Here is a 24,778-nt window from a genome sequence, read left to right on the forward strand (position 1 = left end):
GTCCTCGGCCGGGCGACGGTGGGCGGCGGCTGAGGCCGACGGCGGCGGTGATCGGCGGCTGACGGAGGGACCCGGTAGGCTCCGCGGGTACCTGATACCGACAGTGCCGTCTACCAGGAGGTCCCGTGCCCGCACCGTCCTACACCGAGCGCGTCACCGTGGTCCGCCGCTCCGACGTCGAGGTTCCCGGCCTCGGCACCGCCGCGCTCCTCGTCCTCGTCGCCGAGGACGGCTCGGACCGGCCGTGCTCGCTCGGCCCGACCGGCCTGGCCAACCTCCAGGCCGCAGTGGCCGAGGCCGGGTCCCGGGCAGCGCGCGGGGAGGTGGGCGCCGTCGTCCTCACCGGCGGCGGGCGGACCTTCCTCGCGGGCGCGGACCTGACGATGATGCGCGCCGCCACGACCGCCGCCGAGGTGCGGGACCTGGCCGAGGCGGGCCACCGCCTCGTGGCGGCGATCGCCGACCTGCCCGTGCCCACCCTCGCCCACCTCAACGGTGCCGCCCTCGGCGGCGGGCTCGAGATCGCCCTCGCGTGCGACCACCGCACGGCCGCCCCCGGGGTCCGCGCGATCGGCCTGCCGGAGGTCACCCTCGGCCTGCTGCCCGGCTGGGGCGGGTGCACGACCCTGCCCCGGCTGGTCGGCCCGGACGCCGCGCTGACGGTCATCCTCGACAACCCCGCCCGGGGCAACACCCTCCTCGACGCCGCGGGCGCGCGGCGACTCGGCGTCGTCGACGCGGTCGTCGGCAGCCTCGAGGCCGCCCTGGAGCACCTCGGCGCCACCGCGGACGCCCCGGCCGGAGCGGGCAGCGGCCCCGCCGCCGACCAGGCCGATCCGTCGACCGCCGACGAGGCCGCCTGGACAGCGGCGGTCGAGGCGAGGCGTGAGCGCGCCCGGGCCGCCGCCGCAGGCGGGGCACCCGCCGCCGCGCGCGCCCTCGGCATCGTCGAGGCCTCCCGCACCCGCACCCGTGCCGAGTCCTTCGCCGCCGAGGACGACGGACTCACCGAGCTGGTCATGACCGACCAGTGCCGCGCGAGCCTCTACGCCGCGGACCTCCTCGGTCACCGCACCGGACGTCCCGGCCGGCCCGAGGGCGTCGAGCCCCGGCCGGTCACCACCGTGGGCATCGCGGGGGCCGGGCTCATGGCCGGGCAGCTCGCCCTGCTGCTGGCACGCTCCCTCCGCGTGCCGGTGACCATGCGCGACCTCGACGACGAGCGCGCCGCCCGCGGGCTGGCGGCAGTGCGGGCGGAGATCGGGCGGATGCGCGAGCGCGGCCGCCTCGACGAGGCCACCGCCGAGGAGCTCACCGGCCTCGTCACCGTCACGACCGACCTCGCCGACCTCGCCGGCGCCGACCTCGTCGTCGAGGCGGTGTTCGAGGAGCTGGAGGTCAAGCGCGCCGTCCTCTCCGAGCTCGAGGGCGTCGTCTCCCCCACCGCCGTGCTGGCGACGAACACCTCGGCCCTGTCCGTCACGGCGATGGCCGAGAACCTGCGCCACCCCGAGCGGGTGGTCGGCCTGCACTTCTTCAACCCCGTCGCCCAGATGCCGCTGGTCGAGGTGGTGCGGGCGCGGCGCACGGACGACCCCGCCTACGCGACGGCGTTCGCCGTGGCCGACCGCTGCCGCAAGACCGCGGTCGCCGTGGCCGACGCACCCGGCTTCGTCGTCAACCGGCTGCTCGTCCGCCTCCTCGGAGAGGTCCTCGGCTCCCTCGAGGAGGGCACCACCGTGGCCGAGGCCGACGCCGCGCTCGTGCCGATGGGCCTGCCGATGGGGCCCTTCCAGCTCCTCCAGCTCGTGGGGCCCGCCGTCGCCGAGCACGTCCTCGTCACCCTGCGCGAGCAGCTCGGCGAGCGGTACCCGGACTCGCCCGGCCTGCGCGCGGTGGTGGCGTCGGGCCGCGCGTTCGTCACCGGGAGCGGTCGGCCCACCGCGGCCTCGCCGGTGGACCCGGCGGTCCAGGAGCTGTTCGGCTCCCGGCGGTCGCCCGAGCCGCTGGACGCGGCCGGGGTGCTGCGCCGGGTGCAGCTGGCCCTGGCCGAGGAGACCCACCTCGTCCTGCGCGAGGGCGTCGTCACCGGTGCCGAGGACGTGGACCTGGCGATGATCCTCGGGGCGGGATGGCCGGCGCACAACGGCGGGCTGACGCCGTACCTGGACCGCACCGGTGCCGCCGAGGAACGCGGTGGGCGCTTCCACCCCCGGGGGGTCGCGGACCTGCCGTGAGCAGGTGGGGTGCCCTGGCAGGCCGCGTGGCCGCCGGACGGTCGGGCGCGCCGCGGGTCTGCCGGACGGTTAGAAGACCGTCAGCCCCCGGTCGCGGAACTGTGCCCGAATCCGCTCGACGTCGGCGGCCTCGGGCGCCGGGGTCTCGCCGAGCTCGTAGGGCAGGTCCAGCCGCTCCCACTTGTCCCGGCCCATCTGGTGGAAGGGCAGGACCTCGACACGCTCGACCGTCGCCAGCGACGCGACGTGGTCGGCCACTGCCGCGACGTTGTCGGGCGCGTCGGTCAGGCCCGGCACGGCGACGAACCGGATCCACATCGGCGTGCCCCGCGCGGCGAGGCGCCGCGAGAAGTCCAGCGTCGGGGCGAGCTCGCGGCCCGTGGTGCGCAGGTAGGTCTGCGGCAGGCCCGACTTGACGTCGAGGAGGACGAGGTCGACGTCGTCGAGCAGCGCGTCCGAGGCGTGGGTGCCGAGGAAGCCGGAGGTGTCGATGGTCGTGTGGACACCCATCTCCTTGGCCCCGCGCAGGAGCCGGCCGAGGAACGCCGGCTGCATGAGGGGCTCGCCGCCGGAGACGGTGAGCCCACCGCCGGTGGCGCGGAAGACCGGGAGGTAGCGCCGCACCCGGCGCAGGAGCTCGTCCACGGCCACGGGCTCGCCGTCGCGCATCCGCAGCGTGTCGGGGTTGTGGCAGTACAGGCACCGCAGGGGGCACCCCGCCAGGAAGACGGTCATCCGGGTGCCCGGCCCGTCGACGGCCGTGACCAGCTCCCACGAGTGCATGGAGCCGATCTCGCCGGCCCGCACGGCCGCGACGTGCTCGCCGTGGCTCATCTCGGCCGTCGTCGCGATGCCCGCCGTGCCCGCCGAACGGCGCAGGCGCGGCACGGCGTCCTCGGGGACGGCGACGTACTCGCCGTTGATCCCGTCGGGCGCGACGACGGCCGGGAGCCTCACCTCACAGGCCGCCGTGGAAGGTGCGGGAGATGACGTCGAGCTGCTGCTCCCGGGTGAGCCGGACGAAGTTCACCGCGTAGCCGGACACGCGGATCGTCAGCTGCGGGTACTTCTCCGGGTTCTCCATCGCCTCGTAGAGGGTGTCCCGGTTCAGCACGTTGACGTTCATGTGGTAGCCCTGCGAGCCCATGTAGGCGTCGAGGAGGCCCACGAGGTTGGTGGCCTGCTCGTCCGCTGTCCGGCCCAGGCCCGACGGGACGACCGTGTTGGTCAGGGAGATCCCGTCCTGCGCCTCGTTGTAGGGCAGCTTCGCCACCGACAGCGCCGAGGCGAGCATGCCGTGGGTGTCGCGCCCGTTCATGGGGTTGGCGCCCGGCGCGAACGGCTCGCCCGAGCGGCGCCCGTCCGGGGTGTTGCCGGTGTGCTTGCCGTAGACGACGTTGGAGGTGATCGTCAGCACGGACTGGGTGTGCACGGCGTCGCGGTAGGTGGCCAGCGCCCGGATCTTCGTCATGAACCGCTCGACGAGCGTGACGGCGATGGAGTCCACGCGGTCGTCGTCGTTGCCGAACATCGGGAAGTCGCCCTCGGTGACGTAGTCGACGACGAGGCCGGCCTCGTTGCGCACGGGGTGCACGGTGGCGTAGCGGATGGCGGAGAGGGAGTCCGCGGCCACGGACAGGCCCGCGATGCCGCAGGCCATGGTGCGCAGCACGTCCTTGTCGTGCAGGGCCATCTCCAGGCGCTCGTAGGCGTACTTGTCGTGCATGTAGTGGATGCAGTTGAGCGCGTCGACGTAGGTCGCGGCCAGCCAGTCCAGCAGGGTGTCGTACTTGCCCAGGACCTCGCCGTAGTCGAGGACGTCACCGGTCACGGGCTCGCTCACGGGGGCGATCTGCTGGCCGGAGTTCTCGTCCCGCCCGCCGTTGATGGCGTAGAGCAGGGCCTTGGCGAGGTTGACCCGGGCGCCGAAGAACTGCATCTGCTTGCCCACGGCCATGGGCGAGACGCAGCACGCGATCGCCGAGTCGTCGCCCCACGCGCCGCAGATCTGGGCGTCGGACTCGTACTGGATGGCGGAGGTGTCGATGGAGACCTGCGCGCAGAACTTCTTGAAGCCCTCGGGCAGGTGCTCGCTCCACAGCACGGTGAGGTTCGGCTCGGGCGCGGGACCGAGGTTGTACAGGGTCTGCAGCATCCGGAAGGAGGTCTTCGACACCAGGGTCCGGCCGTCGTCGCCCATGCCGCCGATGGACTCCGTCACCCAGGTCGGGTCGCCGGAGAACAGCTCGTCGTACTCGGGGGTCCGCAGGAACCGCACGATGCGCAGCTTGATGACGAAGTCGTCGATGATCTCCTGCGCCTGGCTCTCGGTGAGGCGGCCGGCGGCGAGGTCACGCTGGAGGTAGACGTCGAGGAAGGTCGAGGTGCGGCCCAGCGACATCGCCGCGCCGTTCTGCTCCTTGACCGCGCCGAGGTAGGCGAAGTACAGCCACTGCACGGCCTCGCGGCCGGTCGCGGCGGGCCGGGAGATGTCGAAGCCGTAGGAGGCCGCCATCTCCTTGAGCTCGACCAGCGCGCGGATCTGCTCGCTGTTCTCCTCACGGTCGCGGATGACGTCCTCGGTGCTGCGCACCGCGTCCATCTCGGCCCGGTCGCGCTTCTTCTGGGCGATGAGGTGGTCGACGCCGTACAGGGCCACCCGGCGGTAGTCGCCGATGATGCGGCCGCGGCCGTAGGCGTCGGGCAGGCCGGTGACGAGGTGGGAGCTGCGTGCGCGGCGGACGTCGGGCGGGTAGACGTCGAAGACGCCGGCGTTGTGGGTCTTGCGGTACTTGGTGAAGATGTCCTTCACGACCGGGTCGACCTCGTACCCGTAGGTCTTGAGGGAGGTCTCGACCATCCGCCAGCCGCCGTAGGGCATGATCGCCCGCTTGAGCGGCGCGTCGGTCTGCAGGCCCACGATGAGCTCGGCGTCCTTGTCGATGTAGCCCGGCGCGTGCGCGGTGATCCCGGCAGGGGTGACGGGGTCGATGTCGTAGACGCCCTTCTCCCGCTCGGCGGGGAACATCCCCGACAGGACCTCCCAGATGTGGGTGGTGCGTGCGGTGGGGCCGGCGAGGAAGGACGCGTCCCCCTCGTACGGGGTGTAGTTGCGCTGGATGAAGTCGCGCACGTCCACGCCGTCCTGCCACGGACCGGCGACGAACGTCGCCCACGGGTCGGCCGCGCGGGCCTCGTCGACGGGCTCCTGGATGGTCGTGGCCATTCCTGCCTCCTACGTGTGCCTGCGGCAGATCTTGCCGCCTGTCACAACAGTACGAATCGGACACCCGCTCGCGCGTGGGACCTAGGGCTGGGAGGGGCCGTGCGCTCCCTCACAGCGACGTGCCCGCGGGGTCAGACCTCGGTGGCGTCGACCCGGCTCGGCAGGGCGGGCAGGGAGGCGACCGAGGCCGCGGTCTCGCGGGCGATGTCCTGCCCGCGCAGGTGGAAGTCCTCGACGAGCTCGCCCCGGGAGGCGTGCTCGAGGAAGCGCAGGGGGATGCCGTGCGAGCGGACGGGGACGTCCCACCCGGCCCCGGCCACGGCGTCGCGCAGGGCGGAGCCGACGCCGGCGGTGACGAGGCCGTCCTCGACCGTCACGACGAGGTCGTGCCGGGCGGCCAGATCGACGAGGTCGGCGGCGACGGGCAGCACCCAGCGAGGGTCGACCACGGTCGAGCCGATGCCCTGCGCGTTGAGCGCGGCACCGACCTCCACGGCGGTGCGGGCCATCGCCCCGACGCCGACGACGAGCACCCGGGGCGTGCCGGCGTGCCGGGCGAGGACGTCCACGCTGCCCTGGCGCGCCAGGGCGGGCAGCTCCTCGGGGACGGCGCCCTTGGGGTAGCGCACCACCGTCGGGCCGTCCTCGACCGCGACCGCCTCGCGCAGCTCGGCCCGCAGGGTCTCCGCGTCCCGGGGGGCGGCCAGCCGCAGGCCCGGCACGGTGCGCAGCAGCGCCATGTCCCACATGCCGTTGTGCGAGGCGCCGTCGTCCCCGGTGAGCCCGGCCCGGTCGAGCACGAACGTCACGCCGGCCCGGTGCAGGGCGACGTCCATGAGGACCTGGTCGTAGCCGCGGTTGAGGAAGGTCGCGTACAGGGCGACGACGGGGTGGAGCCCGGCGAAGGCCATGCCGGCGGCGGAGGTCACCGCGTGCTGCTCGGCGATGCCCACGTCGAAGACCCGGTCGGGGAACTCCTCGGCGAAGGGGGCCAGGCCCACCGGGGCGAGCATCGCGGCGGTGAGCGCGACGACGTCGGAGCGGCGCCGGGCGATCTCGACGATCTCCTCCGCGAAGACGCTCGTCCACCCGAACCGTGACGGCGCCACCGGGAGACCCGTCTCGGGGTGGATCACCCCCACGGCGTGGAACCGGTCGCGCACGTCCTCCTCGGCGGGCGTGTACCCCCGGCCCTTCTCCGTGATGGCGTGGACGATGACCGGGCCGCCGTAGGCCCGCGCACGGGTGAGGGCGAACTCCATCGCGGTGATGTCGTGCCCGTCGACGGGCCCGACGTACTTGATGCCGAGGCCCTCGAAGAGCCCCTGCGGGGCGATGACGTCCTTGAGGCCCTTCTTCATGCCGTGCAGGGCGTCGAACGCGACGCGCCCCGGGGTCCCCGAGCGCTGGAGCGTCCGCTTGCCCCAGCCGAGGACCTTCTCGTAGCTCGGGGTGGTGCGCAGCGCGTCGAGGTGGTGGGCCAGCCCGCCGATCGTCGGGGCGTAGGAGCGGCCGTTGTCGTTGACGACGATGATGAGGGAGCGGTCCTGGCCGTCGGCGATGTTGTTGAGCGCCTCCCACGCCATGCCACCGGTCAGCGCGCCGTCACCGATGACCGCGACGACGCAGCGGTCATCGAGACCGCGCAGCTCGTTCGCCTTGGCGATGCCGTCGGCCCAGCTCAGCGCGGTGGAGGCGTGGGAGTTCTCCACGATGTCGTGGTCGGACTCGGCCCGGGAGGGGTACCCGGACATCCCGCCGCGGCGGCGCAGGCCGGAGAAGTCCTGCCGGCCGGTGAGGAGCTTGTGGACATAGGCCTGGTGCCCGGTGTCGAAGACGATCCGGTCCACCGGGGAGTCGAAGACCCGGTGCAGCGCGATGGTCAGCTCGACGACGCCGAGGTTGGGTCCCATGTGGCCACCGGTGGCCGAGACCGAGCTGACGAGGAACTCCCGGATCTCCTTGGCCAGGACCTCCAGCTCGGGGGACGTCAGCCGTCGCAGGTCGGCGGGGCGGCGGATGCGCTCCAGCTGGCTCATGGTCGGTCCCTCCCCGGAGCGCGAGGAAACGCACCGGTGCAACACTGTAGGACGCGCGGCGGCCCCGGGCGAGGCCTGAGGGCGTGCGGGTGGTCACCGTCGTTCCGCGCGACGGTCCGCGGCCGACCGACGACGGGCTGGGGCCGAACGACGGCGGCGCCCGACCGACGACGGTGGGCCCGCCCGGAGGTTCCGGAGGGGGCCACCGTCGTCGACGCTCCGGTCAGGCCTTGACGAGCTGCCGCAGGACGTACTGGAGGATGCCGCCGTTGCGGAAGTAGTCCGCCTCGCCGGGGGTGTCGATGCGCACCACCGCGTCGAACTCCACGACCGAGCCGTCCTCCTTGGTGGCGGTGACCTTGACCGTGCGGGGCGTGGTGCCCTCGTTCATCGCGGTCACCCCGGCGACGTCGAACGTCTCCGTGCCGTCCAGGCCGAGGGAGTCGGCGTTCTGCCCGGCGGGGAACTGCAGCGGCAGGACGCCCATGCCGATGAGGTTCGAGCGGTGGATCCGCTCGAAGCTCTCGGTGATGACCGCGCGGACGCCCAGGAGCGCGGTGCCCTTGGCCGCCCAGTCGCGCGACGAGCCGGAGCCGTACTCCTTGCCGCCCAGGATCACCAGGGGCACACCGGCCTCGGCGTAGTCCTGCGCGGCGTCGAAGATCGCGGCCTGCTCCCCCGTGAGGAAGTTCTTCGTGAAGCCGCCCTCGACGCCGTCGAGGAGCTGGTTGCGCAGCCGGATGTTGGCGAAGGTTCCGCGGATCATCACCTCGTGGTTGCCGCGGCGCGAGCCGTAGGAGTTGAAGTCGCGGCGTGCCACCCCGTGCTCGGCGAGGTACTTCCCGGCGGGGCTGTCGGGCTTGATCGACCCGGCCGGCGAGATGTGGTCGGTGGTCACCGAGTCGCCCAGCTTGGCCAGCACCCGCGCACCGGTGATGTCCTGGACGGGCTCGGGGTCGACGCTCATGCCCTCGAAGTACGGGGGCTTGCGCACGTACGTCGAGTCCGGCTGCCAGTCGAAGGTGTCGCCCTCGGGCGTCTCCAGCGCGCGCCAGCGCTCGTCCCCGGCGAAGACGTCGGCGTAGTCCTTGGTAAACATCTCGCGGTCGATCGAGGACGCGATCGTGGCATCGACGTCGGCGGCGGTGGGCCAGATGTCGGCGAGGAAGACGTCCTGGCCGTCCTTGTCCTGCCCCAGCGGCTCACCGGCGAAGTCGAAGTCCATGGTCCCCGCCAGGCCGTAGGCGATGACCAACGGCGGGGAGGCGAGGTAGTTCATCTTCACGTCGGGGTTGATGCGGCCCTCGAAGTTCCGGTTGCCGGAGAGCACCGACGCGACCGAGAGGTCGTTCGCGTTCACGGCGGCGGAGATCTCCTCGGGCAGCGGGCCGGAGTTGCCGATGCACGTGGTGCAGCCGTACCCGACGAGGTGGTAGCCGAGGTTCTCCAGGTAGGGCCACAGGCCCGCCTTGTCGTAGTAGTCGGAGACCACCTTCGACCCGGGCGCCATGGACGTCTTGACCCAGGGCTTGACCTGCAGGCCGCGCTCGACCGCGTTCTTGGCGAGCAGGCCCGCGGCGAGCATGACGGAGGGGTTGGAGGTGTTCGTGCACGAGGTGATCGAGGAGATCACGACGGCGCCGTGGTCGAGCTCGGTCTCGCGGCCGTCGGCCATCGTCACCGGCACCCTCTTCGACACCCGGCCGATGCCCAGGTGCGCGTGGTGGTGGGTCTCGACGTGCTCGACGCCGTCGGTGCCGACCGCGATGGGGTCGGAGGCGGGGAAGGTGTCCTCGACCGCCTCGTCCAGCTCGTTCTCCGCGAACGGCTCCTCGGCGCCCACGTAGTGCGGCAGCGCCTCGGCGAAGGCCGACTTCGCGTCGGTGAGGGCGATGCGGTCCTGCGGGCGCTTGGGCCCGGCGATCGAGGGCACGACCGTGGACAGGTCGAGCTCGAGGTACTCCGAGAACGCGGGCTCGCGGCTCGCGTCGTGCCAGAGGCCCTGCTCCTTGGCGTACGCCTCGACGAGGGCGACCTGCTCCTCCTCGCGCCCGGTCAGGCGCAGGTAGTCCACGGTGACCTGGTCGATCGGGAAGATCGCGGCGGTCGAGCCGAACTCCGGGCTCATGTTGCCGATCGTGGCGCGGTTGGCCAGCGGCACGGCGGCGACGCCCTCGCCGTAGAACTCGACGAACTTCCCGACGACGCCGTGCTCGCGGAGCATCTCGGTGATGGTCAGCACGACGTCGGTGGCGGTGGCGCCGGGCGGGATGGACCCGGAGAGCTTGAAGCCGACCACGCGCGGGATGAGCATCGACACCGGCTGGCCGAGCATGGCGGCCTCCGCCTCGATGCCGCCGACGCCCCACCCGAGCACACCGAGCCCGTTGACCATCGTGGTGTGCGAGTCGGTCCCGACGCAGGTGTCGGGGTAGGCCTGGACGACGCCGCCGACCTCGCGGGTCATCGTCACCCGGGCGAGGTACTCGATGTTGACCTGGTGGACGATGCCGGTGCCGGGCGGGACGACCTTGAAGTCGTCGAACGCCGTCTGGCCCCAGCGCAGGAACTGGTAGCGCTCCTTGTTGCGTCCGTACTCGAGCTCGACGTTGCGCTCGAAGGCGTCCTCGCGGCCGAAGACGTCGATGACGACCGAGTGGTCGATGACGAGCTCGGCCGGGGCCAGCGGGTTGATGCGCGCCGGGTCGCCGCCGAGCTCGGCGACGGCCTCGCGCATGGTCGCGAGGTCGACGACGCAGGGCACGCCGGTGAAGTCCTGCATGACCACGCGGGCCGGGGTGAACTGGATCTCGGTGCTGGGCTGTGCCGTCGGGTCCCACGTGGCGAGGGCGCGGACGTGGTCGGCGGTGACGTTCTTGCCGTCCTCGGTGCGCAGGAGGTTCTCCGCGAGGACCTTGAGGCTGTACGGGAGGCGGTCGAGACCCTCGACGGCGGCGAGCCGGAAGATCTCGTAGCTCTTCTCGCCCACCTCGAGGGTTCCCCTGGACTTGAAGCTGTCAGTGCTCACTTGTGCTCCTCGGCTCGTGCTGGCGCGTGCGGTGCGCGTCTGTGCGCCTGCGGCCATCGTTCCACGGCCCCCACCACACCCTCTTATATCTCGATGTCAAGATAGTTCCTCGTCCGGGGTGTGTCCACCGACACGCCTCACGGGCGGCGCAGCGTGACGACGACCTCGAAGTGGTGCGTGTGCGGGAAGAGGTCGAACGCCCGGACCGCGGTGGGGACGTAGCCGTGGTCGCGGGCGGCCCGCAGGTCGCGGGCCAGGGCGGCGGGGTCGCACGCCACGTGGACGACCCGGTCGGCGCCCAGCGCGGCCACGGCCGCCATGACGCCGGGGCCGGCGCCGGTGCGCGGCGGGTCCAGGACCACGACGTCGGCCCCGGCCCCGGCGGCGACGGCCGCCGGGTCGACGCGTCCGTGGTGGAGCGTGGCCCACGGCTGGTCGTGGAGGTTGCGCCGGGCGTCGCGGACGGCGTCGGCGGCCCCCTCCACCGTGAGGACCCCGCCGGCCGGGCCCACGGCGAGGGCCAGCGGCAGGCTCAGCAGCCCGGCACCGGCGTAGAGCTCGAGCACCCGCTCCCCCGGCCGGGGCGCGGCGGCCTCGAGGACGGCGTCGACGAGGGTGGCGGGGGCGGCGCGGTGGACCTGCCAGAAGCCGGCGCCGCCGACGCGGTAGGTGAGCTCGCCGAGCGAGGTGCCGACCCGCTCGCGCACGCTGCGCCGCGGCGGGCCGGTGCGGCGCCGGGCGGCGGGCTCGCCGTCGACGAGGACGAGCGGGTCCCCGGCGCTCGGGGCGACCGCCTGCACGCGGGCGCCCGGCGCCCAGGTCGGACGCCACGGGGAGCCCGCGCCCAGCAGCTCGAGCCCGGTGATCCCCTCCGCCGCGAGGGGCATCGCCGCCAGGGCCAGCACGTCGTGGCTGCGGAAGCGGTGCATCCCGGCCAGGCCGGCGCGGTCGACGGTCAGCTCGATGCGGGTGCGGGTGGCCAGACCGTCGTCGTCGCCGGGCAGGGCCTCGACGTCCACGCCCTGCGGGCGCACCGCGGCGACGTCGGCGGCGACCTCCTCCCCGCCGATCCTCCGCAGCGTGTCGGCCAGGACGCGGGCCTTCCAGGCCCGCTGGGCCGGCAGCGCCACGTGGGCCAGCTCGCCGCCGCCGACGCCGCCGGGCCCGGCCTCGGGCCACACGGAGGCGACACGCTCGGCCGCGGGTGTGAGGATCTCGACGGCGTCGGCCCGCCAGAAGCGCGAGCGGCGGTCGGTGACGTCGAGGACGACCTCCTCGCCCTCGATGGCGTGGCGGACGAAGACCACGCGGCCGTCCAGCCGGGCGACGCAGTGGCCGCCGTGCGCCGGGGGGCCGACGGTGACGACCGGGCGTTCCTCGCTCACTTCTTCTCCTCCAGGTGGTCGACCTCGTGCAGCTGGAACGGGACCGAGGCCATGACGACGCCCGGGGTGTAGAGCAGGCGGCCCTTGAGCCGCAGGGCGCTCTGGTTGTGCAGCACCTGCTCCCACCAGTGGCTCACGACGTACTCGGGGACGAACACGACGACGAGGTCGCGCGGCGAGGCGCGCCGCACCGCCCGGACGTGCTCGACCACCGGACGCGTGATCTCCCGGAACGGGGAGTCCAGCACGGTGAGCGGGACGGGGATCTCGGCCTCCTCCCACGCCCGGCGCAGCTCGGCCGTGTCGGCCGGGTCGACGTTGACCGTCACGGCCTCGAGGGTCGACGGTCGCGTGGCCCGGGCGTAGGCCAGCGCCCGCATGGCGGGCTGGTGGAGCTTGGAGACCAGGACGACGCCGTGCACGCGCGAGGGCAGGGCGCGGGCGGCGGCCAGGTCGGGCACGGTGAGGTCACGCGCGACCGCGTCGTAGTGGCGCCGGATGCCGTTCATCGCGCCGTACAGGACCGCCATGAGCACCAGGGTGATCCACGCGCCGTGGGTGAACTTCGTGACCAGGACGATGAGCAGGACGGTGGCCGTCATGACCAGGCCGAAGGAGTTCACCATCCGGGAGCGTCGCATGCGGGCGCGGACCGGGCCCGAGGTCTCGACCCGCAGCCGGCTGGTCCAGTGCCGCACCATGCCGAGCTGGCTGACCGTGAAGGAGATGAACACCCCGACGATGTAGAGCTGGATGAGGCGGGTGACCTGGGCGTCGAAGGCGACGACGAGGACCACCGCCGCCGCCGCGAGGAGCAGGATGCCGTTGGAGTACGCCAGGCGGTCACCGCGGGTGTGCAGCTGACGCGGCAGGAAGCCGTCGCGCGCGAGGATGGAGCCCAGGCCCGGGAACCCGTTGAAGGCGGTGTTGGCGGCCAGGACGAGGATGAGGCCGGTGACCACGGTGACGACGAGGTACATGACGGGCACGTCGGTGAACACCGCCGCGGCGATCTGACCGATGACCGGGTGCTGCTCGTAGTTCTCGCCCACCGGCACCCCGTCGCGCAGGAGCTGGGTGCCGGGGTCCTCGACGTAGCGCACGCCGGTGGCGCCGGCGAGGAGGAGCACCGACATGAGCATGGTGGCCGAGATCAGCCCCAGGAGGAGCAGGGTGGTGGCGGCGTTGCGGGAGCGGGGTCGCCGGAACGCCGGGACGCCGTTGCTGATCGCCTCGACGCCGGTCAGCGCCGCGGAGCCGGAGGAGAAGGCCCGGAGCACGAGGAACGCCCCGGCCAGCCCGACCAGGCCCTGGTCGAGCGCGGCCTCGGGCAGGACCTCCAGCCCGGCGGACTCGGCACGGGCCAGGGTGCCGGTGGCGGCCTGGACCATCCCGACGACCGCCATGAGCCCGATCGAGCCCATGTACAGGTAGGTGGGGATGGCGAAGCCGGTGCCGGACTCGCGCACGCCCCGCAGGTTCAGCAGCGCGAGCAGCGCGATGACGCCGACGGCGACCGGCACCTCGAGCCCGATCGCGGCCGGCAGGGCGGCGGCGAGGTACTGGGCGCCGGAGGAGATCGACACGGCCACGGTCAGGACGTAGTCGACGAGCAGCGCGCTGGCCACCCCCAGGCCCGCCCGCGGGCCCAGGTTCTCCGTGGCGACCTCGTAGTCCCCGCCGCCGGAGGGGTAGGCGTGGACGGTCTGGCGGTAGGAGGCGACGACCGTGAGCATGACGACGACCACCGCCAGACCGACCCACGGCGAGATCGCGGTGGCCGCGAACCCGGCGAGGGCGAGGGTGAGGATGATCTCGTCCGGGGCGTAGGCCACGGAGGACAGCGCGTCCGAGGCGAAGACCGGCAGGGCGATCCGTTTGGGCAGAAGGGTCTGGCTCAGGCGGTCGCTGCGCATCGGGCGTCCGACGAGCATGCGCTTGAACGCCCCTGGGATGTCCGGCACGGGAGCCCATGCTAGGCCCCGCGCGGTAGCGTCGCCCCGTGCACTTCGTGATCATGGGCTGCGGCCGGGTCGGCGCCACGCTGGCCGAGCAGCTGGAGGAGGGCGGCCACTCCGTCGCCGTCGTCGACCAGAACCCCGACGCGTTCCGGCGTCTGCCCGAGGACTTCCAGGGCCGGCGGGTGACCGGGCTGGGGTTCGACCGCGACGCCCTCGCCCAGGCGGGGATCGAGGAGGCCTACGCCTTCGCGGCGGTCTCCAACGGCGACAACTCCAACATCATCGCCGCCCGGGTCGTGCGCGAGACGTTCGGCGTCGCCAACGTCGTCGCCCGCATCTACGACCCCCGGCGGGCCGAGGTCTACCAGCGTCTGGGCATCCCGACGGTGGCGACCGTGCGCTGGACCGCGGACCAGGTGCTGCGCCGGCTGCTGCCGATGGGCGCGGTGGCGGAGTTCCAGGACGCCTCCTCCCAGGTCTCCCTGGCCAGCTTCGACCTGCACCGGCGGTGGGTCGGCGAGGACATGCGCCGCCTGGAGCGGGTGGCCGGGGCCCGGGTGGCCTACCTCACCCGGCTCGGGCTCGGCATCATCCCGGAGGAGGGCACGGTGCTCCAGGAGCACGACGTCGTCCACCTCGTCGTGGCCACCGACCGGATCGGACCGGTGCAGCGGCTCCTCGCCGTCGCGCCGGCGGAGGAGGAGTGATGCGCGTCCTCATCGCGGGAGCGGGCTCGGTCGGGCGCTCGATCGCCCGGGAGCTCCTCGGGCACGGCCACGAGGTGGCCCTCATCGACCGCAACCCGGCGGCCATGCGCATCGCCAGCGTCGCCGAGGCGGACTGGCTCCTCGCCGACGCGTGCGAGCCGGCCGCCCTGGCCGAGGCGCAGGTCGAGGACGCCGACGTCGTCGTGGCCGCCACCGGCGACGACAAGGTCAACCTCGTGGTCTCCCTGCTCGCCAAGACCGAGTTCGGGGTCCCCCGCGTCGTGGCGCGGGTGAACAACCCGAAGAACGAGTGGATGTTCGACGAGGCGTGGGGGGTCGACGTCCAGGTCTCCACCCCCCGGATCATGACGTCTCTGGTGGAGGAGGCGGTCACGGTGGGCGACCTCGTGCGGATCTTCCGGTTCCACCAGTCCGGGGCGAGCATGCACGAGCTCACCCTGCCGGCGGACTCACCGGTGGTCGGGGCGCTGGTCGGGTCGCTGCGCTGGCCCACGGACACCGTGCTCGCCGCCGTCATCCGCGAGGACCGGCCCTTCACCCCGACGTCGGACGACACCCTCGAGGCCGGCGACGAGCTGCTCTTCGTCGTCGCCGCCGCGGCGCTGGAGTCCGACCTCAGCGAGCTTCAGCAGATGCTGGCTCCCGCACGAGGAGCCACGTCAGCCACAGGGTGAGGCCCCACAGGGGCAGACCCATGGCGATCCGGGCGGTGCCGAGCCAGGCGACCTCCGCGTCGAGGTAGAGCGGGACCTGGACCACCAGGCGCAGCGCGAACATCCCCACCCAGAGCCAGGTGGCGACGGTGTAGCGGGAGCGCCGGGCACGCTGGCGCGGGTCGGTCCGCCACGACATGTCGTGGCCGCGCAGGAGCGCCACCACCACCCCGACGACCGGCCAGCGCAGCGCGAGCGCCACGAGGAGGGCGACGAGGTACGCCGCGTTCGTCCACAGGCCCATCGCGAAGTAGTCCTCGGCGCGGCCGGACTGCCAGGCCCACACCACGCCGACGAGGACCCCGAGGAGCCCGCCGACGGCCTGGGTCACCGGGGTGCGCTGGACGAGCCGCAGGACCGTGGCCGTCAGCGCCACGGCGAGGGAGGCCACGAGCGCCGGGACGAGGTCACGGGTGGCGACGAAGACGGCCAGGAAGACGACACCGGGGGCCATCGACTCGGCCACGCCGCGCCACCCGCCGATGGAGTCCGCGACGGAGAAGTCCTCGCCGACGAGCTGACGCAGGCTCGAGCGCGCGGCTGCCTCGGGCAGCGGGGCCGCCTCGCTCGCCTCGGCGTCCTGGGGCTCGGTCATCAGTCGTCCCCCCGGGCGCCGAGCTCGTAGGCGGGGTTGAAGATGGCGGGGCGGCCGTGGTCGTCGTAGACCGTGCCCTCGGCGACGAGCCGGCGTCCGGGCTCGATGCCCGGGACGTCCCGGCGCCCGAGGAAGATCAGCTCCACCGAGCCGGAGCCGTCGTACAGGCGGGCCACCAGGGCGGGCGTCTCGCCCCGCGGGCGGTAGGTGAGGGAGGAGATGACCCCGGCCACGCGGGCGGGCCGGCGCGCGACGCACTCGGCGACGGGGGTGGCACCCGAGGTCCGGGCGGTGCGCAGCTGCTCCGCGGCGTCGATCTCCTCGCGTGAGGCGGTGAGCCGGTGCACGGACTCCAGGAGCCGGCCCATCACCGCACCTCCGTGATCTCCGGGCCGCGCCGCAGCGGGTCGAGCGGGGCGTCCGTCGGCACGGGTGCGGGCGGGGCGGCGCCCCGGCCGGGGGCGTGGAGCAGGAGCACGTCGCGCGGGGCCCGCGCCTCGGCGCCGCGGACGACGACGACGTCGGCGAGCAGCGCCTCGAAGGTCGCCGCCGCGTCGGGCTCGACGGCGGCCCTGCCGGTGAGCACGGCCCGGAGGAACCAGCGGGGGCCGTCGACGCCGAGGAACCGTGCGGGGCGGTGCCCGACGCCGCCCTCGGGGGTCTTGACGGGAAGCCGGGTGACGAGCTCGGTGCCGAAGGGGCCGGTGGCCTCCTCGCTCGTCCCACCCTGCTTGGCGACGGACGCGGAGATCTCCTCGCGGAGCTCGTCCCAGATCCCGGCGGTGCGGGGGGCGGCGAAGACCTGCAGCTGCATCGCCGAGCCCTCCAGGCCCAGCGTCACCGCGACGACGTTGCGCGACTTCTTCTCCATCTCCAGGCGCACCTGGAGACCGCTGCGAGCCGGCACGCGCAGCGCGCCGAGGTCGAGCCGGGCACCCAGCTCGGGCCGGTCGGCGACGTCGTGAGGACCGCGGGATGCGGCGTCGAGGTCGTCCCCGCCCGCACCACCGGTCGCCTGCGTCCCGTCGCCGGTCGGCGCGTCGGCACGCTCGTCGGTCACCGGCGCGTCGGCGCCGTCGGCAGGCGTCTCGTCCCGGCTGCGGCGCGAGAACAGGCCCATCAGATCGTCTCCTCGGTCCGTGGTCGCCCGTGTGGTGGGCGCCCTCGACTGTACCCGCGCCCGCGGTGCCCGTGCAGACGGCCCGTCGGCGCGGGCCCGGTGCGGCGCGAACCCGCCGAGGTGGCAGAGTGGTAGCCGTGAGCTCTGCGGTGGTCTACTCCGAGCGGCTGAGCCCCTCGGTCCGCACGCACCTGGTGTCGGTGCTCGCCGGGCTGGGGACGGCTCTGGCCGTCTCCCTCTTCGGGCCGGTGGCCGCCGTCGTGGCGGGCATAGCCGTGACGGTCGGGATCTCCGCGCTCCTCGTCGCCACGGCTCCGGTGGTCCGGGTCACCCAGGGGGGCGACCCGGCGGACGGTGGCGCCGCCGACGCCCGCCGGCTTCACGCCGGCGGTGCGGTCATCCCGGTCGATGCCCTCGGAGAGGCGCAGGTGCTCGACGCCGACGGGTTGCGTGAGGCGATCGGACCGGGCGCCGACGTGCGCGACCACGTGTGCCACCGCTCGTGGGTCCGTGGCGGCGTGCGGGTGGCCGTGGTGGACCCGCGGGACCCGACGCCGTCGTGGGTGGTGTGCACACGCCGGCCCACGCAGCTCATCGCTGCGCTGGGCCGGCGTGGGGGCTGATCGGGTCAGGCGGCGCACTCGGAGCAGACGAGCTGTCCGTTCTCCTCGTACGCGAGCTGGCTGCGGTGGTGAACCAGGAAGCACTTGGAGCAGGTGAACTCGTCCGCCTGGCGCGGCAGCACGCGCACGGAGAGCTCCTCGCCGGACAGGTCCGCGCCGGGGAGCTCGAAGCCCTCCGCCGCCTCCGCCTCGTCCTCGTCCACCGCTCCGGAGTTCTTCTCGGCGCGGCGCGCCTTCAGCTCCTCGATGGAGTCCTCGGAGAGGTCCTCTTCGTTCTTGCGCGGTGCGTCGTAGTCGGTCGCCATCTCGGCGTCACGCTCCGGTTTCCTCGTGGTGGTGTGGTCGGGTCGGCCGATCGGCCGGACACCCCGGGAAAACGCCGTTGTCGCCGTTTTGTTCCCGCGGTCACCGGAGTATGAACCACCCGGGCCGGGAGCGCAGCCCTTTGCGGGCAACATCGGGGCCGTTCGTGGCCGAACTCACAGGCGACGCCCGGGTTGCCGGGGGTCGTCCGCCCGTGCGACGCCCCGTCCGGGGCGGGTGGACACCGGGACACCGGCCGGGACACGTCCCGGACACGCGGTGAACACACCGGGGGCAATGCGCGGGCGGGGCACGGGCGGATGGCACCCTCGGGTGGAGAACCTCGAAGGAGGACCCATGGTTGAGCTCGAGCTCCTCGGTCTGCACGGCGACGGTGAGCACCTGACGCTGACCGACGACGACGGACGTCGCTACCGCCTGTCCATCGACGACACGCTGCGCGCCGCCGTCCGCCGCGACCGACCCCACCTGGAGGCGCTGCGCGCCGCCGGGGAGTCGCCCCTGCGCCCCAAGGACATCCAGGCGCTCGTGCGCGCCGGTGCCAGTGCGGAGGAGGTGGCCGAGGTCTCCGGCCTCTCGCCCGAGCACGTCCGCCGGTACGAGGGGCCCGTCCTCGCCGAGCGCGAGTGGGTCGTCCAGCAGGCGCAGGGTCACCGCGTCGGACGGGAGAGCGACGCCCCACGCCTGGGCGACCTCGTCCTGGACCGTCTCGCCGCCCGCGGCGTCGCCACCGGCGCGCTCGCCTGGGACGCGGTCCGCCGCCAGGGCGAGCCGTGGGAGGTCGTCGTGACGTTCGTCGCCGGCGGTCGCGAGCGCGAGGCCCGCTGGCAGGTGGACCTGCCGGCCCGGAGCGTCCACGCGCTCGACGACGAGGCACGGTGGCTCTCGGAGACCGAGGTGGGTCCCGGTGCTCACCCCCGCCGGCACCTGAGCCCCGTCGGCGCGGGCCGGGCCGGGGTCCAGGACCTCGCTCCCGAGCGGCGCCCGCGCCGTGACGAGCCGGCCGAACCGGCCGAGCCGGCCGAGGAGACCCGCCCGGAGCGGTCCGAGACCGACAACCTCCTGGCCGAGCTCGCCGCCCACCGCGGCACCCGTCTGGAGCTCCAGCCCGAGCTCGAGCCGGACGACGACGAGGGTGGCGCTCTGTGGGACGCCCCCGGGGCGCACCCGCCTGCCTCCCGGCCGGAGGAGGCCACCGACGCCCACGTCCTGGCGCTGCCGCGCCGCGCCGTGACGCAGGCGGAGACCGGCCCGGGCACGACGCCCGCCCTGCCGGCCGGCGGACGGCCCGGCGGCGAGGACGTGCAGGTCGCGCCGGACGACCGGGACGTCGAGGCCGCGGACCGGTCCTCGGGCGGTCCCGGACCCGCGCCCGACGGCGGTCACGCCGGCCGGCAGCCCCGGCGGCAGCGTCGCTCCTCCCGGCGCAGCGTCCCGAGCTGGGACGAGATCGTCTTCGGCGCCCGGCCGGAGTAGACCGCACCCGTCGTCCGGTCGGGTCTGGCGCGCTGGGCGCTCAGTCCCCCAGCGGGAGCGTCTGCGGGCTCGGGCTCGCCGCCCGGGCGACCGCGGAGGTGACGTGGCGCATGTGGTGACGGCGGCACAGCACCTCGTAGCCCACCTCGTCCTCGCGCTCGGGCACGGCGGCGTCGCCGCCGTCGTGGCGGGGCGCCTCGGCGGTGTCGCCGACCACCACCTGCTCGCCCTCGGTGACCATGACCCCGCGGACCGTGCGGGCGTTGTGGGTCGCGCGCGACCCGCACCAGCACAGCGCCTCCACCTGGAGGACCTCCACCCGGTCGGCGAGCTCGAGCATGCGCGCGGAGCCCGGGAAGAGACGCGTGCGGAAGTCGGTGGTGATCCCGAAGCCGAAGACGTCGACCCCCATCTCGTCGACGAGCCGGGCGAGCTGCTCGACCTGGCCGGGGGTGTAGAACTGCACCTCGTCGCAGATGAGGTAGTCCACCCGGGCACCGTGGGTGCGCCGGCGCACCACCTCGGTCCAGAAGTCCGTGTCGTCGGTGACCTCCACGGCGGGGACCGCCAGGCCCAGGCGCGAGGACAGCATCGCCTGGCCCGCGCGGTCGTTGCGCGAGAACCGGACGCCGTCGCGGCCGCGCGCGGCGTGGTTGTGGTCCATCTGGAGGGCGAGGGTGGACTTGCCCGAGTCCATGGTCCCGGAGAAGAAGACGAGCTGGGCCACCTAGACCACCGCCTGGACGAGGGGCACCTCGAGCTCGTCCGGCGTCAGCGCACCGTGCATGCCCACCAGGGCGAGCGACCGGGCCGGCTGGGTGCGTGAGTCCACCACCGCGTGCCGCCCCGTCATGACCGCGACGACGTCGCCGATGGCCGCGGCGCGCTCGGGCGCCACGGGGCCGAGGAGGCCCGTGGCGACGAGCTCCTCCCGTTCGACGACCCACGCCCGCTCACCGAGCTCCTCGCGCCACCGGCGGGCGACGTCGGGGGCGGTCCCGGGGCGGGTGTAGACATGACAGGCACGCGGCTCGCCCGCGACCAGCTCGACCCCGGCCGCCAGGGCGGGGGTGGTGGCCACGTCGACCCGGTCGGTGACGTCGACCATGCCGTGGTCGGCGGTGATGACCAGGAGCGTGCCCGGTGGGAGCGACCGCTCCAGACGGCGCAGCTCGCGGTCGGTGGCCTCCATCTCCTCCCCCCACTGCCACGACCCCCAGCCGTGGACGTGCCCGGTGTGGTCGACGTCGCCCCAGTAGAGGTAGACGGCGGCCGCGCCGCGGCGGAGCTGGGCGACGGCGGCGTCGACCCGCTCCGGGAGGAACTCGGCGGAGACGTTGCGCACGCCCCGCAGCGCCGCCTCGGTCAGCCCCGAGCCGACGAACCGGGCCGGGCCCACGCTGACGACCTCGGGCAGATCCTCGCCCGCGGCACGCCGGCCCGCCAGCTGCTCGAAGAGGGTGTCGGTGCGCTGCCACTCCCGCGGGGTGACGCTCGCGCCGTCCCACTGGATGAGGTTGAGGACCCCGCCGTGCCCGGGGTCCCGGACCGAGTAGCCCAGCATCCCCGTGCGGCCCGGCAGCTCGCCGGTGCCGAGGGTGGTGATGGCCGCGGCCGTGGTCGAGGGGAACGTCGTGGTGAGGGTCCGGGCGCCGGCCGAGCGCAGGAAGGGGGCGTGCCCGCCGCGCTCGGCGAGCATCCGCATCCCCAGGCCGTCGACGAGGACGACGCAGACCCTCGGGGCCGCGGGCAGGCCGAGCAGGGACCGGTCCTCCGCGGAGGTGCGGCCGGCGGAGGTCGTGGCCAGGCCGGCGGCGTCCAGCGCGGCGGGCATCACCGAGCGCAGGTGCGGGTGGTCGACCGGCACCGCCGCACTCACGCCCGGACCGCGGTGGCCGCCGACAGCGTCCGGGCGAACGACAGGGCCCCCTCCACGGCACCCTTCCCCTCGGCCTCGACGCTCACCCGGACCGCGACGTCGTCGGGCGAGAGCATCCCGGTGTAGCCGTGGTCGGCCTCGCAGTCGGGGTCGCCGCAGGTCGCCGGCTGGAGGTCGACGCTGAGGACCGCCCCCCAGCTCACCGAGACGGTCAGCTCCTGGGTGCTCATACCTCGGGCGTGCGCGGGCTCGCTGACGCCGTGGGTGAGCGAGACGGTGCGGACCTGGTGCAGCGGGACCGACTCGGTGGTCGCGGCGGCCGAGGGGCGGCCGTCGTCGCCGGGCATGTCGTCCACATGCGCGACGACCAGCCGCGTGGGAGTCAGGACGAGGGCGGTGAGGTGGCGCCGGACCTCGGTGCTGTCGAACGTGGTCTCCGGGTGGACGAGGAAGGAGACGACCGGCTCGTCGGCCAGGGCGACGTCGATGACGCCGGCGACCAGCTCCGGGTAGTACCCGGCGTGGTCGAGGTCCGAGCGCAGCTGCTTGGCGAGGTTCGTCACGGGCACCCCGTCATTGTTCCACCCTCGCGCCGCCGTCGTCGTCCTGCGCCCCCCGGCCACCGTCCGCGACGACGACGGGGCCGTCCGCCCCGACGCCGGCCGGCCCCGGCTCGGCGGGGGTCGGCAGGCTGCGCCGCCCCGCGTCCTGGCGCACGGGATGGCCGACCTCGAGCACGGCGGAGGCGACGCACAGGCCCTCCTCCCCCACGATGACGGGGTTGAGCGAGACATCGGCCACCTCGGGCAGGTCGTCCACGAGCATCGAGACCCGGGCCAGGAGGTCCTCCAGGGCGGCCACGTCGGCGGCGGGCAGACCCCGGTGCCCGAGGAGCCGGGGCGCGGCCCGCACCGACCGCACCATCTCCGCGACGTCGGTCGGGGTCAGGGGCGGGATGCGGTACGAGACGTCGCCGAGCAGCTCCACCGCGTCCCCCGCGACGCCGAAGGCCACGACCGGGCCGTAGAGGTCGTCCTCGGTCCCGCGGACGACGCACGCCACGCCGGGCGGCGCCATCGCCTGGACCTCGAAGGTGCTCGGCCGGCCCAGGACGTGCGCGGCCCGGGCCGCCATGTGGGCGAAGGCCTCCCGGACGTCGTCGGCGTCCGCCAGGTCCAGGCGCACCCCGCCGAGGTCGGTGCGGTGGCGCAGGACGTCGTCGGCGACCTTGAGCGCCACGGGGTGACCGATCGCCGCGGCCGCCTCGACCGCGGTGTCCGCGTCCGTCACCGCGGTCGCCGGCAGCAGGGTGATCCCGTAGCAGCCGAGCAGCGCCGCCGCCGTCGCGGTGTCGACCCGGCGCCGCTCCCCGGCCGCGACGCCCTCCACGGCCCGGCCGACGACCCGGCGGGCCGCGGCCGGGTCGATCCCGGTCGGGGCCACGAGGTCCTCACCCGCCCGCCGCCGCCACGCGGCGTGCTCCACGGCACCGACCAGGGCGGCGACGGCGTCCTCGACGGTCGTCGTGGACGGGACGGTCCGGCCCTCGGCGGTGAGCTCGGTGGTCAGGCCGTGCAGGCCGTGCACGGCCGCGACCCAGGTGCGTCCGTCCGCGGCGGCGGCCCGCGCCACGACCTGAGCGACGGCGGGGTCGGTGCGCCCCAGCGGCGGGGAGTGCGCGACCACCACCGCGTCCCAGTCCGACCGGGCGGCGAGGGCGGTCAGCGCCCCCTCGTAACGGTCGGGGCCGGCCAGCGGCGGCAGGACCACCGCCTCGCCGGCGACGCTCAGCCCCCCGGCCCGCAGCACCTCCCCGACGAGCCCGGCCAGGGCCGCGGAGGAGGAGACGACCGCGGTGCGCGGCCCGGCGGGCAGCGGCTGCGCGAGGAGGAGGGCGGCGACGTCGAGCATCTCCCGGACCGAGGACGCGCGCACCACCCCGGCCTGGCGCAGCATCTCGGTGAGGACCCGCCGCGGCTGGCGCGAGGTGCGCACGGCGTGGCCGGGCGGGGTGGACTGGCCGGTCTGCCCCGACACGACCGCCACGAGGGGCTTGGTCGAGCTCAGAGCGCGGGCGATGCGCGAGAACTTGCGCGGGTTGCCGATGGACTCGAGGTAGACCGCGCCGACCGCGGTGGGCTCGTGGGCCGACCAGAACTGCATCGTGTCGTTGCCCGAGACGTCCACCCGGTGCCCGGCGGAGAGGAAGGTGCTCACCGGCAGCCCCCGCCTGGCCGCGGTCGAGCGCAGCGCCAGTCCCGCGGAGGCGGACTGGCCGAAGATCCCGACCCCCGGCCCGTCGGCGACGACGCCCGACTCGGCCCAGAGGGAGGCGTTGTACCGGCCGGCCGGCCCCTGCCCCACGACGCCGTACGAGGCCGGGCCGACCACCCGGATGCCGGCCTCGCGCGTGCTGCGGAGCAGCTCGCGCTGGCGGGCCATCCCGGCCGTCCCCTGCTCCCCGAAGCCGTGGGACAGCACGACGAGGGCCCGCACGCCCAGGGCCTGGAGCGCCGGGACCGCCGCGACGACCTCCGCGGGCGGGCCGGCGGCGACGGCGAGATCGACCGGACCGGTGACCGACCCCAGGCTCTCGTGGACCGCGACGTCGGCCCCGGCCGCCGGCGGGGCGGTCAGGCCGACGAGGTCCAGGCCCCCGGTGAACGCGCCGTCGGTCCGCGCGCCGGTCAGCTCACGGGCGACCGCGCCGGCGAGGACCTGACCCTCGCCGTCCGGCGGGCCGGCGGCCAGGACGAGGACGGACCCGGCCTGGAAGAGCCCGCGCATGCTCAGCGCCTCGGCGTGCCGCTCCCGCTCGGCCATGACCTTCCACGACCGCTCGGTCTCCTCGATGGAGAACTCGACCGAGATGACCCCGTCCTCGTAGTGCTGGGCGACCTCGTAGCCGGCGTCGGAGAAGACCCGGATCATCTTGGCGTTGCCGGGCAGCACGTCGGCGACGAAGCGGTCGACGCCCACCTCGCGGGCCGCGGCGGCGAGGTGCTCGAGCAGCACCGAGCCCAGGCCCCGCCCGTGCTCGGTGTCGGCGACGTAGAACGCGACCTCGGCCGTCCCGGGCTCGACGACGTCGAACCGGCCCACCGCGCGCAGGTCGTCGCCGTGGACGAGGACGAGGGCGACGCGGTCGTGGTGGTCGACGTGGGTGAACCGGTGCAGGTCCCGCTCCCCCAGCCGCTCCATGGGGGCGAAGAAGCGGTAGTAGACCGACTGGGCCGACTGGCCCAGGTGCATGCGCTGGAGGGCGTCGGCGTCCTCGGGGCGGATGGGCCGGATCTGCATCGTCGCGCCGTCGCGCAGGACCACGTCCGCCATCCAGCGCGACGGGTACGCGGCGGCGTCGGCGTCCATGCCTCCCGAGCGTAACGGTGCGCCCCGCCCGCGCGGGTGCACCGGAACACCCCCGGCGTCGGCGACAATGGACAC

The 24,778-nt window shown here is 74.4% G+C and carries 19 protein-coding genes; 5 read left to right on the top strand and 14 right to left on the bottom strand.

All coding sequences use genetic code 11. The features are described 5' to 3' along the window. Window positions 1-125 precede the first annotated feature (125 nt). A complete protein-coding gene (locus AAEM63_RS09105; RefSeq protein WP_341361210.1) occupies window positions 126-2,237 on the top strand; it encodes a 3-hydroxyacyl-CoA dehydrogenase NAD-binding domain-containing protein in 2,112 nt (703 codons plus the stop codon). A 69-nt stretch (window positions 2,238-2,306) separates the two neighbouring features. Here AAEM63_RS09105 and pflA read toward each other — a convergent pair whose 3' ends face one another. From pflA to AAEM63_RS09135, 6 genes are all read right to left on the bottom strand, one after another. Beyond that, window positions 2,307-3,071 carry a pyruvate formate-lyase-activating protein gene (pflA, locus tag AAEM63_RS09110; protein ID WP_341361345.1) on the bottom strand — a complete coding sequence of 255 codons (765 nt, stop codon included), beginning with the start codon at window positions 3,069-3,071 and terminating at the stop codon, window positions 2,307-2,309. Between the two features lie 124 nt (window positions 3,072-3,195). Then, entirely contained in the window at window positions 3,196-5,463 is a 2,268-nt protein-coding gene (pflB, locus tag AAEM63_RS09115; protein WP_341361211.1) for a formate C-acetyltransferase, read from the bottom strand. A 131-nt stretch (window positions 5,464-5,594) separates the two neighbouring features. After that, window positions 5,595-7,502, bottom strand: coding sequence for a 1-deoxy-D-xylulose-5-phosphate synthase (gene dxs / locus AAEM63_RS09120; RefSeq protein WP_341361212.1), 1,908 nt, complete (start codon window positions 7,500-7,502; stop codon window positions 5,595-5,597). Between the two features lie 223 nt (window positions 7,503-7,725). Continuing rightward, entirely contained in the window at window positions 7,726-10,530 is a 2,805-nt protein-coding gene (locus AAEM63_RS09125; RefSeq protein ID WP_341361213.1) for an aconitate hydratase, read from the bottom strand. Between the two features lie 137 nt (window positions 10,531-10,667). Then, complete coding sequence (locus AAEM63_RS09130; RefSeq protein ID WP_341361214.1) at window positions 10,668-11,915, bottom strand: TRAM domain-containing protein; 1,248 nt, start codon at window positions 11,913-11,915, stop codon at window positions 10,668-10,670. Then, on the bottom strand, window positions 11,912-13,879 hold the full coding sequence (locus tag AAEM63_RS09135) for an APC family permease (protein ID WP_341361215.1): 1,968 nt from the start codon (window positions 13,877-13,879) through the stop codon (window positions 11,912-11,914). The genes AAEM63_RS09130 and AAEM63_RS09135 overlap by 4 nt, the downstream gene beginning before the upstream one ends. A gap of 53 nt (window positions 13,880-13,932) precedes the next feature. Here AAEM63_RS09135 and AAEM63_RS09140 point away from each other — a divergent pair, with 53 nt between their 5' ends. Continuing rightward, the gene (locus tag AAEM63_RS09140) at window positions 13,933-14,583 is read left to right on the top strand and encodes a TrkA family potassium uptake protein (RefSeq protein WP_341361346.1); all 651 of its coding nucleotides are present in this window, start codon (window positions 13,933-13,935) and stop codon (window positions 14,581-14,583) included. Then, entirely contained in the window at window positions 14,583-15,278 is a 696-nt protein-coding gene (locus tag AAEM63_RS09145; RefSeq protein WP_341361216.1) for a TrkA family potassium uptake protein, read from the top strand. Before AAEM63_RS09140 ends, AAEM63_RS09145 begins: the two co-directional genes overlap by 1 nt. On the opposite strand, the gene AAEM63_RS09150 is transcribed toward AAEM63_RS09145, so the two are convergent. The 3 genes from AAEM63_RS09150 to AAEM63_RS09160 are packed head-to-tail and all read right to left on the bottom strand — an operon-like array spanning window position 15,220 to window position 17,032. Continuing rightward, window positions 15,220-15,912 (bottom strand): DUF3159 domain-containing protein, encoded by a 693-nt coding sequence (locus AAEM63_RS09150; protein WP_341361217.1) that lies wholly within the window; start codon window positions 15,910-15,912, stop codon window positions 15,220-15,222. The two genes, AAEM63_RS09145 and AAEM63_RS09150, sit on opposite strands and share 59 nt — an antisense overlap. Next, the gene (locus tag AAEM63_RS09155) at window positions 15,912-16,280 is read right to left on the bottom strand and encodes an OB-fold nucleic acid binding domain-containing protein (RefSeq protein WP_341361218.1); all 369 of its coding nucleotides are present in this window, start codon (window positions 16,278-16,280) and stop codon (window positions 15,912-15,914) included. The genes AAEM63_RS09150 and AAEM63_RS09155 overlap by 1 nt, the downstream gene beginning before the upstream one ends. Beyond that, window positions 16,280-17,032 carry a DUF3710 domain-containing protein gene (locus AAEM63_RS09160; protein ID WP_341361219.1) on the bottom strand — a complete coding sequence of 251 codons (753 nt, stop codon included), beginning with the start codon at window positions 17,030-17,032 and terminating at the stop codon, window positions 16,280-16,282. Before AAEM63_RS09160 ends, AAEM63_RS09155 begins: the two co-directional genes overlap by 1 nt. 137 nt (window positions 17,033-17,169) lie before the next feature. Here AAEM63_RS09160 and AAEM63_RS09165 point away from each other — a divergent pair, with 137 nt between their 5' ends. Further along, entirely contained in the window at window positions 17,170-17,655 is a 486-nt protein-coding gene (locus AAEM63_RS09165; RefSeq protein WP_341361220.1) for a DUF3093 domain-containing protein, read from the top strand. Window positions 17,656-17,660: 5 nt separating this feature from the next. Here AAEM63_RS09165 and AAEM63_RS09170 read toward each other — a convergent pair whose 3' ends face one another. Next, window positions 17,661-17,960: a DUF4193 domain-containing protein gene (locus AAEM63_RS09170; protein ID WP_123919012.1), complete on the bottom strand. Its 300-nt coding sequence runs from the start codon at window positions 17,958-17,960 to the stop codon at window positions 17,661-17,663. 355 nt (window positions 17,961-18,315) lie between these two features. On the opposite strand from AAEM63_RS09170, the gene sepH reads away from it, so the two are divergent. Beyond that, window positions 18,316-19,455 carry a septation protein SepH gene (gene sepH / locus AAEM63_RS09175; protein ID WP_341361221.1) on the top strand — a complete coding sequence of 380 codons (1,140 nt, stop codon included), beginning with the start codon at window positions 18,316-18,318 and terminating at the stop codon, window positions 19,453-19,455. Window positions 19,456-19,495: 40 nt separating this feature from the next. Here the strand turns inward: sepH and AAEM63_RS09180 are convergent, their stop codons facing one another. The 4 genes from AAEM63_RS09180 to AAEM63_RS09195 are packed head-to-tail and all read right to left on the bottom strand — an operon-like array spanning window position 19,496 to window position 24,703. Further along, window positions 19,496-20,182 carry a thymidine kinase gene (locus AAEM63_RS09180; protein WP_341361222.1) on the bottom strand — a complete coding sequence of 229 codons (687 nt, stop codon included), beginning with the start codon at window positions 20,180-20,182 and terminating at the stop codon, window positions 19,496-19,498. After that, window positions 20,183-21,334 carry an alkaline phosphatase family protein gene (locus AAEM63_RS09185; RefSeq protein WP_341361223.1) on the bottom strand — a complete coding sequence of 384 codons (1,152 nt, stop codon included), beginning with the start codon at window positions 21,332-21,334 and terminating at the stop codon, window positions 20,183-20,185. Then, a complete protein-coding gene (locus tag AAEM63_RS09190) occupies window positions 21,331-21,903 on the bottom strand; it encodes a DUF5998 family protein (RefSeq protein ID WP_341361224.1) in 573 nt (190 codons plus the stop codon). The genes AAEM63_RS09185 and AAEM63_RS09190 overlap by 4 nt, the downstream gene beginning before the upstream one ends. A gap of 4 nt (window positions 21,904-21,907) precedes the next feature. After that, entirely contained in the window at window positions 21,908-24,703 is a 2,796-nt protein-coding gene (locus AAEM63_RS09195; protein WP_341361225.1) for a GNAT family N-acetyltransferase, read from the bottom strand. Window positions 24,704-24,778 lie beyond the last annotated feature (75 nt).

Origin of the sequence: Georgenia sp. M64 (assembly GCF_038049925.1) — a bacterium.
In the GTDB taxonomy this organism is placed as follows: domain Bacteria; phylum Actinomycetota; class Actinomycetes; order Actinomycetales; family Actinomycetaceae; genus Georgenia.

Excerpts from the sequence above, each read along its gene's own strand:
- pflA (WP_341361345.1), bottom strand. The coding sequence starts at position 3,071 with ATGAGCCACGGCGAGCACGTCGCGGCCGTGCGGGCCGGCGAGATCGGC.
- pflB (WP_341361211.1), bottom strand. The coding sequence starts at position 5,463 with ATGGCCACGACCATCCAGGAGCCCGTCGACGAGGCCCGCGCGGCCGAC.
- dxs (WP_341361212.1), bottom strand. The coding sequence starts at position 7,502 with ATGAGCCAGCTGGAGCGCATCCGCCGCCCCGCCGACCTGCGACGGCTG.
- AAEM63_RS09140 (WP_341361346.1), top strand. The coding sequence starts at position 13,933 with ATGGGCTGCGGCCGGGTCGGCGCCACGCTGGCCGAGCAGCTGGAGGAG.
- AAEM63_RS09145 (WP_341361216.1), top strand. The coding sequence starts at position 14,583 with ATGCGCGTCCTCATCGCGGGAGCGGGCTCGGTCGGGCGCTCGATCGCC.
- AAEM63_RS09150 (WP_341361217.1), bottom strand. The coding sequence starts at position 15,912 with ATGACCGAGCCCCAGGACGCCGAGGCGAGCGAGGCGGCCCCGCTGCCC.
- AAEM63_RS09155 (WP_341361218.1), bottom strand. The coding sequence starts at position 16,280 with ATGGGCCGGCTCCTGGAGTCCGTGCACCGGCTCACCGCCTCACGCGAG.
- AAEM63_RS09160 (WP_341361219.1), bottom strand. The coding sequence starts at position 17,032 with ATGGGCCTGTTCTCGCGCCGCAGCCGGGACGAGACGCCTGCCGACGGC.
- AAEM63_RS09170 (WP_123919012.1), bottom strand. The coding sequence starts at position 17,960 with ATGGCGACCGACTACGACGCACCGCGCAAGAACGAAGAGGACCTCTCC.
- sepH (WP_341361221.1), top strand. The coding sequence starts at position 18,316 with ATGGTTGAGCTCGAGCTCCTCGGTCTGCACGGCGACGGTGAGCACCTG.
- AAEM63_RS09195 (WP_341361225.1), bottom strand. The coding sequence starts at position 24,703 with ATGGACGCCGACGCCGCCGCGTACCCGTCGCGCTGGATGGCGGACGTG.